The organism is Rhizobium sp. BK529 (assembly GCF_014194105.1).
Lineage (GTDB): Bacteria > Pseudomonadota > Alphaproteobacteria > Rhizobiales > Rhizobiaceae > Rhizobium.
The window spans coordinates 99015-116168 of the sequence record NZ_JACIAU010000002.1; the positions used below are offsets into that span (position 1 = coordinate 99015).

Below are 17154 nucleotides of genomic sequence, written 5' to 3' on the forward strand. Positions count from 1 at the left end.
TTCCTCCTGCGCCGGTTTCTTACGCGCTCAAAGCGTCGTCGCCCGGTCGCACCTGCAATTCGTAAAGCGCCTTGTATCGTCCACCGAGCGCCAGAAGCTCGTTATGCGTGCCCTGTTCGACGATGCGGCCATCCTCAATGAAGAAGATCCTGTCGGCATGCATCAGTGAGCTCAGGCGGTGGGCAACGATGATTGTCACGCGGTCGGCGGCATAGCGGCGCATAGCGCCGCGAATGCGCTGCTCGGTGGCCGCGTCAATGGCTGCGGTCGAATCGTCAAACACCATCACGGCGGGTTTGAGCATCAGCGCGCGTGCAATCGAAAGCCTCTGGCGCTGGCCGCCTGAAAGCGAGACGCCGCGTTCCCCGACGACGGTGCCGTAACCGGTCGGCAGGCCGAGCACGTAGTTGTGAAGCTGGGCGCTTTCGCTGGCCCGTTCGATGCGGCTTTCCTTGGCCCAGGGGTCGCCATAGGCGATGTTATTTTCGATCGTCGTGGTGAAGAGGAAGGAATCCTGCTGCACCACGGCGACGGAGCGGCGCAGCGACTGCAGCGTTGCCTTGCGAATATCCTGACCATCGATGGTGATCCTGCCGCCAGTCGCATCATAGAAGCGCGGGATGAGGTGCGCGAGTGTCGACTTACCGCTGCCAGGCGGACCGACGATGCCGATCGTCTCGCCGCGCCTTGCTTCAAAGCTGACGCCATGCAGCACCTCGTGCATCGGCGAGCTCGGATAGGCGAAGCTGACATTTTCGAAACGCAGGGTGCCGTCGGTGACCTTCAATTCTTTGGCATCGGGCGCATCACGCACGGCGATCTCAAGGTCCAGCAGCTCGAAAAGGCGCGTGCCGCAAGTGGATGCGCGGGCAAAGGCGTTTACCATCAGACCGAGCTGGCGCACCGGCATCTGCAGGATGGTCATGAAGGTCAGGAACGAGGCGAGTGTACCGACGGTGATCTCCCCAGAATGCACCTTGCCGCCGCCGATCCATAGGACCAGTCCCATCGCCGCAAAGAAGGAGAATGTCATGGCGCTGGTGTTGGTGACACGGATGCCGACGCGCTGATGGGCAAGCTCCAGCGCGCTCTTCGAGGCAGCCTCGAATTTCGAAAGTTCATGCTCCTGCGCGGCGAAGGCGCGCACGACGCGAATGCCGCCGAGATTTTCCTCCATGATGCGCGTAAGCACCGACAGCCTCTGCTGGAGGTCAAGCCAGGTAGCGCGCAGCCGCAGCTGGGTCACGGATGATCGCCAGCCGACGAAGGGCACGAAGGAAAGCGCCAGCAGGCCGAGCACGACGTCCGTCGTCAGTAGCATGTAGGCGCCGATACCGATCAGCATCGAGAGCAGGAAGACACGCACGAGTGCGGTCGAAAAATACATGCGCACCCCTTCCAGATCGAGCAGGCCGACGGTGATGAGGTCGCCGGAATGCACGGTGTCGTGGAAGGAGAACGAGAGGCGCTGGATCTTCTCGTAACAGGCAAGGCGCAGCTCGTAGCCCATGTGGTGGCCGACCGACTCGCTGTAATAGTTCTGGATCATCGTGAAGATGCCGCGCAGCACGCTGGCGCCGAGCAGAAGCAACGCTGTCGTCAGAAGTGCGTCCTGCGCCTGCTGTCCGATCGTGCCACGGTGAAGCGCCACCTGCGTATGATCGACGGCCCGCCCAAGCAGACGAGGGATCAGCAGCTGGAAGGTCGAGGCGATCAGCGTGGCGACGATCGCGAGGCCTGCTTGCCAGGGATGGCGGAAAGCCATGACGGTAATGCGGAACAGTGTGTAGAGGCCCTTGCCCCACCCTGCCGCGGTTGCAAGCGCCATCGAAGCAGAAGGCTTCGTCGCGCGTATGGACGCATCGCTGCTCACGGTATTTTTCCAATAGATGTGTGCTCGGACCAGATGGCCCGAAAAGACGGCAAATCCATGAAGGGATTGATAGCGCATTCACTTTTGCCGATTCCGGCGGGGGGTTCAAGTAAAGAATTCACCAGCTGGTTATTTTTACGTGAGCCTTGCTCGCTTTGGACGGTAGCGTTACCGTACGGCCCCACTCTGCACACGTTAAAGGCGCAATCTTCAGCTCGAAAACGAAATTGCCGCGTCGCCGCATCGCCAGTGGAAATCCGGCTGGCGGGCATGTAAGGTCCGCTCGCCAACCAGCACGAAGAGGCGCCCGATGTCATCCACGGTCCGGATCGCAAATCAGTTTCTCACCGTTGACGTTTCCTCTCTCGGGGCGGAAATGCAGTCGCTGACATCGGGCGACGGCCGCTCCTGGGTCTGGAACGGCGATGCCGCCTTCTGGACAGGCCGTTCACCCATTCTGTTTCCAATGGTCGGCAAGGCGCCGAACGATACGCTGAAGGTTGCCGGTCATAGTGCACCGATGGCCCAGCACGGCTTTGCCCGCCGGAGCGAATTTGCACTGGCTTCCTCCTCCGAGACGAGCTGCCGCTACGAACTGGCCGCTTCGGAGACGACGAAGGCTGTCTACCCCTTCGACTTCCTGCTGGCCGTCATCCATAGCATCGAAGGCCAGGCGCTCACCGTTGCTGCTGAAGTGACCAACCGTGACAGGCGTCCGATGCCTTTCGGTCTCGGCTTCCACGCGGCATTCGTCTGGCCGCTGCCTGGTGCTGCAGACAAGCAGCATACCGTCACGCTGGACAACGGCGCCGAGCCGCCGCTCGTCCGGCTCGAAGGCGGCCTGATCTCGCCGAAGAGACTTGCTTCGCCCTTTAAAGCGGGCAGTCTCGTACTCGACCATTCGATGTTCGAGCAGGACGCGATGATCTTTCCCGAAGGGGCAGGCACGGGCCTGCGATATGGGGCCGAAGCCGGCCCGGCCATTCATTTCAACTTCGAGAACCTGCCCAACCTAGCCCTTTGGACAAAGCCCGGCGCTCCCTTCCTCTGCGTCGAGCCCTGGCACGGGACGGCCGCCGAAAATGGCGGTTCGGACGATCTGGAGGGGCGTCCCTACACTATGATGCTTGCCGCAGGCGAAACGGCACGCTTTTCTTTCACTGCCAAAATCCTCGCATAGATAGCCAAGTTTTCCGTATCGGATCAACGAGTTGGACAGGTGGTAAAATAAACTTCTTGCCACCTCGCGTTTTTCGCGCTTTCATACACGACTAGTTTAATAGACTATGGGCTGGACGAGGATGCCTTTCATCTTGTCACGGTTCCGTGACGGAACCCGGCCCGGCGGCGAAAGTTTGCACGGCCGCATGAACCTGCCCAACGCATGGCTTCAGATGTTCTGCGTTGAAACCTTGATCGAGACACATGCGGATGAGCCGCAAGGGAGTTGAGATGACGGTTCAGCGACTTTTTTCCGGCAAGGCGAATGCGGCGGCACAGATTTCCGCCGTTCCCCGAATCGCGATCGTCGGCCGCGGTTTTTCCGGCATGATGATGGCGGTCGCGCTGATGCGCACCATACGCGCGCCGTTCCACCTCCAGCTTTTCGACCCGAACTCCACGGTAAACGGTGGTCAGGCTCTCTCCTCGGCGCGATCGTCCACCATTCTCAATACGCGTGTTCGCGATCTCTCGGTTTCGCTCGGTGAACCTGACGATTTCAACGATTGGCTCTGTAGCAATGCCGAGTTTCGCGCCGCTGTGCCGGCCGCCATTCCCGGCTTCCGGCAGATCTTCGTTCCCAGGGAAATTTTCAGCGATTATGTCTATCAGCGCTTTTCCGAAGCGCTCGCCGCCCGCCGGGATATCACCGTCCAGGTCTGCCACGATCCGGTCGTGGCAATCCGCAGGAGCCATGGCAGCCGCTTCCTCCTGGAAAGTGCCAATCCTTCCAACCCGCTTTTCGATACCGTCATTCTCGCGACGGGTTACGGCCTGCCTCGACCGGATGCCGAAGAGCAGGAGGTTTCACCCGTCAGGGCGCAGCGCCTCGTCGCCCGGCCGCATACGGTGCTTCTCGGAAGCGGCATTCGCGTCGTGGATCAGCTGCTGCAGCTTCGTGACGCCGGCTATACCGGGCAGGTGACGATCATTTCACGCCACGGTTTCCTGCCGCAGAGCCACACGCCGAATTCCGCCGATCCGGTTTTCCCGGCCGAGGCGCTGCCGCAAAGCCTGCCTGATATCGTCCGCTTCATCCGCCAGGCCTGCCGCGAGGCGGAAGAGGAAGGGCGAAGCTGGCAGTCGGTCATGAACGGCCTTCGCAGGCACGCCCGCTCGCTCTGGCGTTCGCTGCCGGCACACGAGAAGCGCCAGTTCAACAGGCATCTTCGTGCCATCTACGATAGCCATCGGAACCGTCTGCCGGAGGCGATGCATCTCCGGCTGAAGCAAGAGCTTGCAGAGGGCCATACCGTGCTAAGGCGCGGCCGCGCCGGGCGCCGGGGTCTCAGCGGCCTTTTTTTCACACCGGCGGGTTCGACCAGCGAGGAAGTCATCCATGCTGAGCGTATCATCGATTGCCGTTGCCATGCGCCAGACCTTTCCGCTCCCCTGATCCAGAGCTTGCTTGCGGCGCGTCTCGTCATGCCCGACGAGCTTGCGCTCGGACTCGCGGTCAATGCTTGCGGCGAACCGTTCCTCGACGACGGTTCTGCGGTCGATGGCCTCTTTGCGGTTGGCCCGCTCGGTCTCGGCAGCTTGCCGGACATCGATCTCGTTCCTGAGATTGTCACGCAAGCCTACTCGGCCGCAGAACGAATTGCGGAACGCTTTTACGTGCAGAGCCAGGCCGTCTGAGGAAAATTCGCCCTTTCGACTGGAACCATCAGCTCGAGCCTGCGTTATTTTGCGCTGGTGCAGCATTAGGGGGGCGGATGGAAGCCTTGGATCAATACGACACGTCTCTTCAGGACGAGGGACGTTTTCGCGTACTCGTCGATGCGATCACCGATTACGCGATCTATATGCTGAGTCCCGAAGGCTATGTGGCGAGCTGGAATTCCGGCGCCGAGCGTTTCAAGGGGTACCTCGCTTCCGAAATCCTCGGCCAACATTTCTCCCGTTTCTATCTCGATGCCGACAGGAAAGCCGGCCTGCCAGCCCGGGCGCTCGCGATTGCGGCCACCGAAGGACGCTTCGAGGGGGAAGGCTGGTGCCAGCGCAAGGACGGAACGCGCTTCTGGGCCCATGTCATCATCGATCCGATTCGCCACGCTTCTGGTGAGTTGATCGGCTTTGCCAAGATCATCCGCGACCTGACGGAACGTAGGGCAGCCGAGAATGCGCTGAAGCGCCGTGAGGAGCAGTTTCGCCTTCTCGTACAGGGCGTCTCCGATTATGCGATCTACATGCTCGACCCGGAGGGCAATGTGACGAGCTGGAATTCCGGCGCCGAGCGCATCAAGGGTTATCGCTCGGAAGAGATCATCGGCCGACACTTTTCTAGTTTTTACACAGATGAGGATCGCTCTAACGGATTGCCTCAACAAGCACTGGCCACCGCCAGCCGTGACGGGCGGTTCGAGAGGGAAGGCTGGCGGGTGCGCAAGGACGGCTCGCGTTTCTGGGCTCACATCGTTATCGACGTGATCAAGGACGATTTCGGTGAAATTATCGGTTTTGCCAAGATTACCCGCGACATTACCGAAAAGATGGAGACGCAGCGAGCGCTCGAGCGGACCCGCGAAGAGCTTTTTCAGGCGCAGAAGATGGAAGCAATCGGGCAGCTAACCGGCGGGATCGCCCATGACTTCAACAATCTGCTGATGGCGGTGCTGGGTAGCCTCGAGATCCTCAAGAAACGCATGCCGCAGGATCCGACACTCTCCCCTCTTGTTGACAACGCCATGCTCGGCGCCCAGCGCGGTGCTGCACTGACCCAGCGCATGCTCGCCTTTTCCCGCCGCCAGGAGCTGCAGGTCGAGAGGATCGATGTTTCCGAGCTCTTGCGCGGCATGATGGACATGGTCTCCCGTTCCCTCGGCCCGATCGCCTCGCTTGAAACTGAATTTCCCGAAAGCCTGCCGACGATCGCTACCGACCCGAACCAGTTAGAGACGGCGGTGCTCAATCTCGTCTTCAATGCCCGCGATGCCATGCCTGGCGGTGGGTTGATCAAGATCAAGGCCACTGAAGAGGTCGTGCCTGACGGCGACCCCCTGCCCGCCGGCCACTATGTGCGCCTCGCCGTCGCCGATGAGGGTGAAGGCATGGACGAAGAGACGTTGAAACAGGCGGTGACGCCGTTCTTCACGACCAAAGGTGTAGGCAAGGGTACAGGTCTCGGGCTCTCCATGGTGCAAGGGCTTGCCGCCCAGTCGGGCGGCAGGCTGGTGTTGAAGAGCCGGCTCGGTGAAGGCACCACCGCTGAGCTGTGGCTTCCGGTTATTGAAGCCCAAAAACCGGTCGAACACTTCGAACAGTCTGCGCCTGAACCCGCAATCGGTTCGCGGCCGCTGCGTATTCTTGCCGTCGATGATGATGGACTGGTTTTGATGAACACGGCGCTGATGCTCGAGGATCTTGGCCACACCGTCTTCGAGGCGACGGCCGGCGCCGATGCGCTCGACATCCTTCGCCGAGAAAGCGTTGATCTCGTTATTTCCGACCATGCCATGCCGCACATGACCGGCTCGCAATTTGCTGCAGCGGTCCGCAGCAACTGGCCGGAAATGCCGATCATCCTTGCGACAGGTTTCGCTGAAATTCCGGAAGGAGCTGGTATCGTCGACTTGCCGCGGCTCGGCAAACCCTTCTCGCAGGCACAGCTTGCTGAAGCGATCGGTCGGGCGGTAGTCGAATACGAGAGAGCAGGCAGACAACCTAACGTGTGGAAGCAGCAAAAGGACATTTCCGTCCCATAACGAGCAGCTACTCAGGATCGACGAGAGATGGCCGGAACGGAGTTTGACTTCTGGCCTTCACCATAAAAGTCGAAAGCCTGTGCCCTTTGAGAGGTCCGCTCATGTTCTCCGCCGTATCCTGATCTCGCTTCGCACGATATAGACAAGAAGCCCCGCCACTGTGATCGCCAGCACATACCAGGTGAATGCGTAAACAAGGTGGTTGTTCGGGAAATCGAGCACGGTTAATCCGCCCACGGGAAAGCCGCCGGCATTGGGCGTCGCGTCTGCGTCGATGAAGAATGGCGCTGCATCAGCAATGCCTCGTTTCTGGATTATTGCCCCAATATCGCGTGAATACCAGAGGTCGCCCGCCGGATCGTTGGAGCGCAGCAGCATGCCGTTAGGCTCGCTCATGCGCAGCAACCCTGTGACATCGACCGGTCCATCAATCTGACCGACCTGCCGTGAAGCCGGGCTGCGGCGGTCGATCGGCACGAAACCGCGATTGACGAGGATCGCACTGCCATCCGCGAGCCTGAGCGGCGTCAGCACCCAATAGCCTGGGCCAAGCGCAGTCGATGCCGTTACCAGCGTTTCCTTGTCGTTTTCGAAAGTGCCAGATGCCGTTACCCGCCGGTATTCGTCGCTCTGGGCATTGACCTTGCTCCAGTCCGCCTGAGCGGGTGGCGCGACGGGTTCGGCGTGAACGCGACCATCGACGCGGGCGATGAGATCGAGCTTCCAGGAAAGACGATAAACCTGCCAAGTGCCGAGTGCGATCAGCGCAACTGTCAGAGCCAGGAGGCCGAGCCCGAGGATCGCAAGTGCTATCGCCGAACGTGGTTTGTCTTTTTGGGCGGAAGAGACGTCGGTCATGGATAAACCGCAACGGGCGATGTCGCCGCCGCCCGCTCCTTTGCCGTTAAGGCATGTTCTTCATCATTTCGGGGCTCATCGGCATCATGTTCGTATTCAGGTGGTACATGACCCAGAGCGAACCCGAAAGAGCGATCGCCACGATGACGATTGTGAAGATCAACGCCATGATCGTCCAGCCGCCTTCCGACTTCGTGTTCATGTGCAGGAAGAAGATCATGTGAACGACGATCTGTACGGCGGCGAGCGCCATAACGATAATGGCGGTAACGACGCGGCTTTCGAAGACGCCTGCCATGACCAGCCAGAAAGGAATGGCGGTCAGGATGACGGACAGAACGAAGCCAGTCATGTAGCTCTTGAAAGTACCGTGGCCGGCCTGATGCCCATGGCTGTGGCCGTGGTGAGCCTCGTGGGCATCCTCATGTGCGGGTGCTTGCGAAGTCATCCAAGAACTCCCATCAGGTAAACGAAGGAAAAGACGCCGATCCAGACGACGTCGAGGAAATGCCAGAACATCGAAAGGCACATCAGGCGGCGGCGATTGGCTTCGATCAGGCCGTGCATGGACACCTGTACCATCAGCGTGATCAGCCAGATGATGCCAAAGGTGACGTGCAGGCCGTGCGTGCCGACCAGGGTGAAGAAGGACGACAGGAAGGCGCTGCGCTGTGGTCCTGCACCCTCACGGATGAGGTGCACGAACTCATAGAGTTCGAGGCCGATGAAGGCTGCGCCGAAAAGGCCGGTCACGGCCAGCCAGAACAGCGTTTCCGCTTTTGCATTGCGCTCCATCTGCAGCATCGCAAAACCGTAGGTGATGGAGGAGAGCAGCAGCATCGACGTGTTGATCGCTACCAGCGTCAGATCGAAGAGATCGGCCGGCGACGGGCCGGCCGCATAGCTGCGTCCGAGCACGGCATGTGTGGCAAACAGCACGCAGAAGATCAGGCAGTCGCTCATCAGATAGAGCCAGAAGCCGAGATTGGTGCTGTTGTCCGGATGATGGTCTTCCGTGAGGTAGAATTCAGGCTTTTCGGCCGTGTCGACAGTATGATCGCTCATGGTCTCTTACACCTGCTCCGCAAGCAGCCGGGTTCGCTTGCCTTCCGTTTCGGTGACTTCTTCCGCGGGAATGTAGAAGTCGCGCTTATAGTTGAAGGTATGACCAATCGCGACGACAAACATGGCGACGGCGGACAGGACGACCAGCCACCACATGTACCAGATCAGGCCGAAGGCAAGTGCTACGCTGATGGCGGCCAGGATCGCCCCGGTGCCGGTGTTCTTCGGCATGTGGATCGGCTTGAAGCCGCCAAGCGGGCGTTCAAAGCCGCGGTTCTTCATGTCGTACCAGCTGTCATGATCATGCACGACCGGCGTGAAGGCGAAATTATAGTCCGGCGGCGGCGAGGAGGTCGACCATTCCAGCGTACGACCGTCCCAGGGGTCGCCGCTGTCGTCACGCAGCTCTTCGCGCCTCATGAAGGAGACGACGATCTGGATCAGGAAAGAGGCGATCCCGAGCGCGATTAGGCCGACACCGAAGGCAGCGATGATGAACCAGATCTGCAGCGACGGATCATCGAACTGGCTCATGCGGCGAGTGATGCCCATCAGACCAAGCACATAGAGCGGCATGAAGGCGAACCAGAAGCCGATCTGCCAGAACCAGAAGCTCATCTTGCCCCAGAAGGGATCGAGCTTGAAGCCGAAGGCCTTCGGGAACCAGTAGTTCACGCCGGCGAACATGCCGAACAGAACGCCGCCGATGATCACGTTATGGAAATGCGCGATCAGGAACAGCGAGTTGTGCAGCACGAAATCGGCTGGCGGAACGGCAAGCATCACCCCGGTCATGCCGCCGATGACGAAGGTCACCATGAAGCCGACGGTCCATAGCATCGGCACTTCATAGCGGATGCGGCCGCGATACATGGTGAAGAGCCAGTTGAACATCTTCGCCCCGGTCGGGATTGAGATGATCATCGTGGTGATGCCGAAGAAGGAATTGACGGAGGCACCCGAACCCATCGTGAAGAAGTGGTGCAGCCACACGAGATAGGACAGGATCATGATAACGCAGGTGGCGTAGACCATGGAAGCGTAACCGAACAGGCGCTTGCCGCAGAAGGTCGCGACCACTTCCGAGAAGATGCCAAAGGCGGGCAGCACGAGGATGTAGACTTCCGGGTGGCCCCAGATCCAGATGAGGTTAACATACATCATCGGATTGCCGCCGAGGTCGTTCGTGAAGAAGTTCGTACCGACATAACGGTCGAGCGACAGGAGAGCGAGCGTCGCCGTCAGGATCGGGAAGGACGCGACGATCAAGATGTTGGTGCAGAGTGATGTCCAGGTGAAGACCGGCATCTTCATGAAGGTCATGCCCGGCGCGCGCATCTTCACGATGGTCGCGATCAGGTTGATGCCCGACAGCGTCGTCCCGACACCGGCAACCTGCAAGCCCCAGATATAATAGTCGACGCCGACGCCAGGACTATAGGCGGCACCCGACAGCGGCGGGTAGGCGAGCCAGCCGGTCTGGGCGAATTCGCCAATGAAGAGCGAGAGCATGATGATGATCGCACCCGCCGTCGTCATCCAGAACGAGAAGTTGTTGAGGAACGGAAAAGAGACGTCGCGCGCGCCGATCTGCAGCGGCACCACGAAGTTCATGAGGCCGGTGACGAAGGGCATCGCCACGAAGAAGATCATGATGACGCCATGCGCCGTGAAGATCTGGTCGTAATGGTGCGGCGGCAGATAGCCCTCATTGCCATTGAAGGCGATCGCCTGCTGGCCGCGCATCAGAAGAGCGTCGGAAAAGCCACGCAAAAGCATGATGACGGCCAGGATCACATACATGATGCCGATCTTCTTGTGATCGACGCTGCAGATCCAGTCGCGCCAAAGCGGACCCCAGAACTTGAAATAGGTGATGATACCGAGCACCGCGATGGCGCCGATGACGACGCCGATGAAGGTCACGACCAGGATCGGCTCGTGATAGGGGATCGCGTCTAGGGTCAACCGGCCGAAGATGAACTTCAGGAGGTCAGGATTGGAAAACATGGAACAACCCGTTCATTATGTCTTGCGACGCAAAGCGCCAGGTTAATTGTCATTGTTGAGCTGCGCCGGCGCCGCATCGCCGCCATTGCTCATGCCGGGCGTGGTATGGCCGTCATGCTGCATGTCCATTCCGGGCATGTTCTGCATATCGTGCTGCGCGCCATTGCCATCGCCCTCGCGAGGAGGTTCGGCGCGGGAAGGAGCGCCGGTAGCGGGCACTGTCGCGCCGGGGGCGACAACGCCTTCGTCCGTATAACGGTTGTCGTAGGTCAGCTTTTCGCGGTTTCCTTTGCTTTCCTTGCCGCCGCCGCCCATCATGTCGATGTGCATCATCTCGTTCATGCACATCTTTCCAGGCGTGGCACACAGGTTGAGGATCGCGTTGTAGAGGTCGGCATCGGCGCTGGCATAATAACGCACCGGTTCTCTCTCGCTTGGCTTTTCCAGCTTCAGATAGGCGTCACGGTTCAGCATCGTGCCCCGCTGCTTCACCTGCGCCACCCAGGCGTCGAAACCCTGCTGGTTCAGGCCATGGAACTTGAAGCGCATGTTCGAGAAGCCTGCGCCGCTGTAATTGGCGGAGAAACCATCAAATTCGCCTTCCCTGTTGATGACGGCATGCAGCTTCGTTTCCATGCCAGGCATGGCGTAGATCTGGCCGGCGAGCGCAGGGATGAAGAAGGAGTTCATCACCGAAGAGGACGTGATCTTGAAATTGATCGGCACGTCGACCGGGGCTGCGAGTTCGTTGACGGTCGCGATGCCGAGGTCGGGGTAGAAGAACAGCCACTTCCAGTCGAGCGCCACCACCTCGACAGTCAAAGGCTTGGTATCTCTCGGAACGGCGCGGTCGGCATCAAGACGGTCGAGCGGACGGAAGGGATCAAGCTTATGTGTGGAGATCCAGGTAACCGCGCCGAGCGCAATGATGATGGCAAGAGGCGCTGCCCAGATCACGATTTCAAGGCGCGTGGAGTGATGCCATTCGGGCGCGTAGTTCGCAGCCGTATTTGAGCGCCGGTAGCGCCAGGCGAAAAGCAGCGTGAGGAAGATCACTGGTATGATGATCAACAGCATCAACACCGTGGAGACGACGATGAGGTCGCGCTGCTGGACGGCGATATCGCCAGAGGGCGACATGACCACCATGTTGCATCCTGCCAAAAAAAACAGCGGCAAGACTAATAGAAGGCGGGAAAACTTTGACAGTTTTTGCACGTCTCTAAGCTCTTTTTGTTTCGTTCGATTGCCGACTAAAGCACTGGCACGGGCAGCGATATGAGGTCTTTGGTCGCAGTGCAACATGCATTTTGCACCGCGGGAGCAGTCAGCGTCCACGAGCCTCGGAATCCTGACAAAAAGTCGAAGGAATTTTGGCGACGCCGCCTTTTTATATCCGAAACGCACAGCTTTGCCCAATAAAACTCTGTAATAGGTTGGCTGATGCGTCACGCGATTTTTCCGGCCACATTGATTTTTGGGAATTCGACGTAACTATTTGCCCAATCAGGACTTGATAAGCTGCAAAGATGGAACAAGATCAGCTCCGAGGTGCTTTGTAAAAAGCATCTTGAACGAGGGAGGCGTTTCATATGGCTACTGCCACACATTTAGGACCATCATCGTCATCGCTGGAACGGGATGCGCGGCGCATCCACGATGACAAGCCGGTTTCGCCCGGCAGCATCGCCGTCGGCGTGGTGATCGGTCGCATGTCCGAGTTTTTTGATTTCTTCGTATACGGCCTTGCATCCGTACTCGTCTTTCCCCAGCTCGTCTTTCCCTTCGCCCCGGACCGGCTGACGGGGACGCTCTATTCCTTTGCGATCTTTTCGCTCGCTTTCCTTGCCCGCCCCGTCGGTTCGGTCGTTTTCATGACCATCGACCGCCTGTATGGGCGCGGCACGAAGCTGACCATCGCTCTCTTCCTGCTCGGTGGCTCGACGGCGTCAATCGCCTTCCTGCCGGGCTTTGATGAAATCGGCTACTGGTCGATCGCGCTGCTTGCGCTCTTCCGGCTCGGCCAGGGTTTTGCGCTCGGCGGCGCTTGGGACGGTCTCGCCTCGCTGCTTGCACTCAATGCGCCGCCGAACCATCGCGGCTGGTATGCGATGATCCCGCAGCTCGGCGCGCCGATCGGCTTCGCGCTGGCAAGCATCCTGTTCGGCTACTTCGTCGCCAACCTCTCTGCGGAAGATTTCCTGTCGTGGGGCTGGCGTTATCCGTTCTTCGTCGCCTTCGCGATCAACGTCGTCGCACTCTTTGCCCGCCTTCGTCTCGTCATGACCAAGGAATTCGGTACGCTGCTGGAACAGCATGAGCTTGAAGCTGCGCCGATCCTCGACGTGCTGCGCGTCCACGGCCGCGATATTCTGATCGGCGCTTTCGTGCCGCTGGCAAGCTTTGCCATGTTCCACCTCGTCACCATTTTCCCGCTTGGCTGGGTGAGCCTTCACAGCGATCGGCCGATCGGCGCCTTCATGGTGGTGCAGGTTATCGGTGCCATCGTCGGCGTCGTCGCCATCATAGCCTCGGGCATGATCGCGGACCGCATCGGCCGCCGCGCGCAGCTGGCGATCTGTGCGGTGCTGATTGCGATCTTCAGCTTCATCGGACCGCTGCTGATCGGCGCCGATAATACAGGGCATGACGCCTACGTCATTATCGGCTTCGGCGTACTCGGTCTTTCCTTCGGTCAGGCGACCGGCTCGATCTCGTCGCGCTTCGGCCGCGGCTATCGCTATACCGGGGCGGCGTTCACCTCCGACCTTGCCTGGCTGGTCGGCGCCGGCTTTGCACCGCTGGTGGCGCTCAGTCTGTCGAGCCAGTTCGGTCTGGCCTTCGTCGGATACTACCTGCTCTCGGGCGCGATCTGCACGCTGGCGGCGCTTGCCTTCAGCAGGGCGCTGGAACAGCGCGAATAGCGCACACAGCGGCACACGGAAAAGGCCCGCCTGGGAAACCTGGCGGGCCTTTTGTTTGGGATGTTATGTTGGGCTTTACTGCGCCATCTGTGGCTGCTTGGCAGCGCGCGCGGCGGTCAGTTCGGCGGTCGTGTGATTGAGGCGGTCGGCGAGCACGCGCATGATCTCCACGGCCATTTCCGGGAAATCGCTCAGAAGCTTGAGGAAATGCTCCTTGCTGATGCGCAGCACTTCGAGCGGTGAGGTGGCTCGTACCGTCGCTGTTCGCGAGACGTCACAGAGAATGGCGATTTCGCCGACGATAGAATTGACCTCGACATCGGCGACCTTGATCTCGCCGGCGGGCGAAGAAACGATGATATCTGCCGTGCCTGACAGAACGACATAGGCAGCGTCGCCGACATCACCCTGGCGAAACAGGTTTTGACCAGCGCGGTAGGTCATACGATCGGAGGTGAAGGCCAAGAGCTTGAGTTTTGCTGGTGCAATCCTTGAGAAGATCGGCACCCGCCGCAGCATTTCGACTTCATCTCTTAACAGCATGAGCGCTATAACCTCCTGCCGCATGGTCTTTGATCATGCGCTAAACCAACTCCAAACGCCTTGCGGGCGCCGTCTCTGCCGCCCCAATAGAATATTACGATAACAGTTCCTTGAACATCCCGTTTTTCTCGGAAAGTTCCGGATAGTTGCCCGCCTCGGCAAGATCGCCGCGATCGAAGAGCAGAATACGATCGAAGATTTCCGCAAGCTTGGCGTTGGACAGTACCCAGATGATCGCCGGGCGCTTGCCTTCCTGGTGCAGGCCTTCAATGATGTTGTGGGTGATCTGGTCCTGGATGCGCTGGTCGAGCGCCGGGATCGGCCGGTTGAAGATGAAGTAGTCGGAGCGCTTGAGCAGGGCGCGAGCGAGATTGAGCTTCTGTCGCTGCACCCCCGTCAGGCGTTTGCCGCCGGAACCCACATCGAACTCCAGCCCGATCGACAGTACGTCGTCGTAGAGATCGAGCGCATCGAAGAGCTCACCCATGATGATGCGGATGCGGTCCGAGGCATCGGCCTGCTGATAGGCGATGCGGCCGAAAAGCACATTGTCCATCAGGCTCGCGGAGGCCGTGAAGCGGTTGATGTCATAACGTTCTATCAGTTCGGCGAGGTCGCTGGGAATGTTCTCGTGGAACTGCTTGCGAGCATCGACGATCTTGTCCATCAGCGCCTGGGTCAAAAGACCGAAGCGGTGTCGTGGCTCGATATAGGCGAAACTAAGGCGAATGATACTTGCCCGGTCTTCCGGCGTCGCGTCCTCGAAACGCTTGCCCTGCAGCTTCTGCAGCAACGCTTGGTAGGTCGGAATGTCATCCGCCGTCATGAAGGTGAGCTGCTGGAAGAAAGGGTGGTCCGGCGGCAGGTCGTGGAAGAGTTCCACCGCGTTCTCCGCAATCTCCAAGCCCATTGCATAGAGATCGGTACTAAGTCCGGTGTCGCGGAAGAGTTGCTGGAAATAGGGATGGCCGGCAAGCCTGCGATTGTTCATCAGCGGCCGCTTCATCGTGCCGAACAGAAGGTTCTCGCCGACGGTCGCCTGTGCGTTATAAGTGTCGAAATCGAAAGGCACGACGATGGTGTCGAGGTTTTCCTTGGCGAGCCGCTCGCGCAGTGACCTTCGAAGTTCCACGATATGGCTGCCGAGCGCCGTGTGAACCTCCGTATTGACGGTGGAGCGCAGCGCCAGATCCAGAATATCCTGCGACATCATGACCGCGTCGAGCACCGGCCGGATCGCCTTCAGCAAGTCTTCAGGTCCGTTCGCGCCGGCTGCCTTATAGTCCACCCAGTCGCTGTTGAGGTCGAGCGTCGGATTACCGGCCTTTTGCGATTCCGTGACGTACCATTTATATTCTTGAGCCGCCTTGCCGTCATATTCCGGTTCTTTCATCGGCGCATGCTTGAGCCCGTAGAGCAGGTTGTCGCGCAGCGTGCCGTGGAAGAAATAGCTGTCGGCGGAGGCATAGGAGATGCGCCGTCCGGTGATCGCTTCCGGCAGCTCCAGAAGATCCTGTCCGTCGATGGTGATGCGGCCGGAATCCGGCCAGACGAGGCGGCCAAGCGCTTCCGCGAAAGCTTCCGCGCCGCTGCCGTTCGGCCCGACGATCGCTACTGTCTCGTTCGGCTTGATCTCGACCGAGACATGATCGACGAGGCGTGCCCCACTGTCGTCGCTGACTGAAAGGTTGGTAACGACCAGCGCGCTGGTCAGCGGCGCGATCGGCGTCGTCGCAAGCTCCTGGATGCGGCTATCGATCAAGGGCTCGACATTGAACTGCTCGTAGACCTGCGCATACTTGACCTGCACGTCCTGACGCATCTGGTCCCAGTCGATCAGTTCCTTCAGTGGGCCGGGAAGGTCCTTATAGGCGGAAATGACGGCGACGAGCTGACCGATGTCGAGCCGGCCCTGCAGCGCCAGGTAACCGCCGATTGCGTAGAAGAGGAATGGTGTGACCTGGGCGAGGAAGTTGTTGATGAACTTCACCAGGAACTTCCACTGATAGAGATCGTATCGGATCGAGAAGATGCGGCCGAGGCGGGTGGCGATATCGGCACGCTCGAGATTTGACGTGTCGTTGCCATGGATCGTGCCGATACCGTCGACGATTTCGCCGACGCGGCCAGAAAGTTCGCGGGCAGTCAGCTGGCGCTGACGGCCGAGCTCCAGCAGGCGCTTGCGCATGCGAGGGATAACTACCGCCTGAACGCCGACGATTGCAGCCGCAATCATGCCCAGCCAGAAATTCTGGATGATGATGAAGGCAAGCGCGGTGATCGCCTGGCCGCCGAGCAGGGCGGGCGAGACGAAGGCGTCGCCTGTGAAGCCGCCCATCGGCTCCACCTCGTCCTTGATCATGGTGGCGATCTCGGCGGATTTCACCCGCTTGAAATGGGCGGGCGGAAAGCGCAGCACGCGATCGATGAGTTCGAAGCGGATGCGGCGCAACATGCGCTCGCCGAGCCGGCCCTTGTAGGTGTTGATGTAGAATTTGAAGAGGCCGTTCAGCACGACGAGCGCCAGGAAGACGAGGCTCAGCGCCATCAGCATCTGCAAGCGGTTGAGTTCCAGGCCCTTGAAGAATTCGACATGCCCGATCAGCGGGATGTCGTAGGCTATGTGCATGAACGTCTGTCTTGCGCCCGGTCCTTCGAAGCCGTCACCCTGAATGGGTCCGTTGACGATCTGCTTCGGCAGGTCGAAGGACAGGAAGTAGGGTACCATGGAGGCTGCGACGACCAGCAGAATCCAAAGCTGCTGCAGCCGCGTGTTCTTCCAGATGTAGCGCGCGAGGCTTTTTTCCATGGCTAACCATCAGACTGTGGGGAAAGTCCATACAGCGATCCTGATGCTGAGGAAGGGGAAATCTCCGAGTACAGGATCATGCAGTCAGACCGCCGATATCGCAACGAAAACAAGGCGGAGCGGACTAATGTCGAAACGCCGATTCTC

The 17154-nt window shown here is 59.6% G+C and carries 12 protein-coding genes; 4 read left to right on the top strand and 8 right to left on the bottom strand.

Going from position 1 to position 17154, the window contains the following annotated elements; all coding sequences use genetic code 11:
- Positions 1-19 precede the first annotated feature (19 nt).
- Complete coding sequence (locus FHX08_RS17590; RefSeq protein WP_184327391.1) at positions 20-1873, bottom strand: ABC transporter ATP-binding protein; 1854 nt, start codon at positions 1871-1873, stop codon at positions 20-22.
- 310 nt (positions 1874-2183) lie between these two features.
- On the opposite strand from FHX08_RS17590, the gene FHX08_RS17595 reads away from it, so the two are divergent.
- The 3 genes from FHX08_RS17595 (at position 2184) to FHX08_RS17605 (ending at position 6798) form a co-directional block, all read left to right on the top strand.
- Complete coding sequence (locus FHX08_RS17595; protein ID WP_184327392.1) at positions 2184-3053, top strand: aldose 1-epimerase family protein; 870 nt, start codon at positions 2184-2186, stop codon at positions 3051-3053.
- A 272-nt stretch (positions 3054-3325) separates the two neighbouring features.
- Positions 3326-4732, top strand: coding sequence for an FAD/NAD(P)-binding protein (locus FHX08_RS17600; RefSeq protein WP_132654541.1), 1407 nt, complete (start codon positions 3326-3328; stop codon positions 4730-4732).
- Between the two features lie 77 nt (positions 4733-4809).
- A complete protein-coding gene (locus tag FHX08_RS17605) occupies positions 4810-6798 on the top strand; it encodes a PAS domain-containing sensor histidine kinase (RefSeq protein ID WP_245508300.1) in 1989 nt (662 codons plus the stop codon).
- A gap of 99 nt (positions 6799-6897) precedes the next feature.
- Here FHX08_RS17605 and FHX08_RS17610 read toward each other — a convergent pair whose 3' ends face one another.
- From FHX08_RS17610 to cyoA, 5 genes are read right to left on the bottom strand one after another with little or no spacing between them, the layout of a single operon-like run.
- Entirely contained in the window at positions 6898-7656 is a 759-nt protein-coding gene (locus FHX08_RS17610; protein ID WP_132654543.1) for an SURF1 family protein, read from the bottom strand.
- Between the two features lie 46 nt (positions 7657-7702).
- Complete coding sequence (gene cyoD, locus FHX08_RS17615; protein ID WP_132654545.1) at positions 7703-8104, bottom strand: cytochrome o ubiquinol oxidase subunit IV; 402 nt, start codon at positions 8102-8104, stop codon at positions 7703-7705.
- Positions 8101-8721 (bottom strand): cytochrome o ubiquinol oxidase subunit III, encoded by a 621-nt coding sequence (gene cyoC, locus FHX08_RS17620; protein ID WP_132654547.1) that lies wholly within the window; start codon positions 8719-8721, stop codon positions 8101-8103. Before cyoC ends, cyoD begins: the two co-directional genes overlap by 4 nt.
- Positions 8722-8727: 6 nt before the next feature.
- Positions 8728-10731 carry a cytochrome o ubiquinol oxidase subunit I gene (cyoB, locus tag FHX08_RS17625; RefSeq protein WP_132654549.1) on the bottom strand — a complete coding sequence of 668 codons (2004 nt, stop codon included), beginning with the start codon at positions 10729-10731 and terminating at the stop codon, positions 8728-8730.
- 42 nt (positions 10732-10773) lie between these two features.
- Positions 10774-11949 carry a ubiquinol oxidase subunit II gene (gene cyoA / locus FHX08_RS17630; protein WP_132654551.1) on the bottom strand — a complete coding sequence of 392 codons (1176 nt, stop codon included), beginning with the start codon at positions 11947-11949 and terminating at the stop codon, positions 10774-10776.
- A 374-nt stretch (positions 11950-12323) separates the two neighbouring features.
- On the opposite strand from cyoA, the gene FHX08_RS17635 reads away from it, so the two are divergent.
- Positions 12324-13655, top strand: coding sequence for an MFS transporter (locus FHX08_RS17635; RefSeq protein ID WP_132654553.1), 1332 nt, complete (start codon positions 12324-12326; stop codon positions 13653-13655).
- 75 nt (positions 13656-13730) lie between these two features.
- Here the strand turns inward: FHX08_RS17635 and FHX08_RS17640 are convergent, their stop codons facing one another.
- Both FHX08_RS17640 and FHX08_RS17645 read right to left on the bottom strand, forming a co-directional pair.
- Positions 13731-14198, bottom strand: a complete 468-nt coding sequence (locus tag FHX08_RS17640) for a cyclic nucleotide-binding domain-containing protein (RefSeq protein ID WP_132654555.1) — start codon at positions 14196-14198, stop codon at positions 13731-13733.
- 94 nt (positions 14199-14292) lie between these two features.
- On the bottom strand, positions 14293-17007 hold the full coding sequence (locus FHX08_RS17645) for an ABC transporter ATP-binding protein (RefSeq protein ID WP_184327393.1): 2715 nt from the start codon (positions 17005-17007) through the stop codon (positions 14293-14295).
- Positions 17008-17154 lie beyond the last annotated feature (147 nt).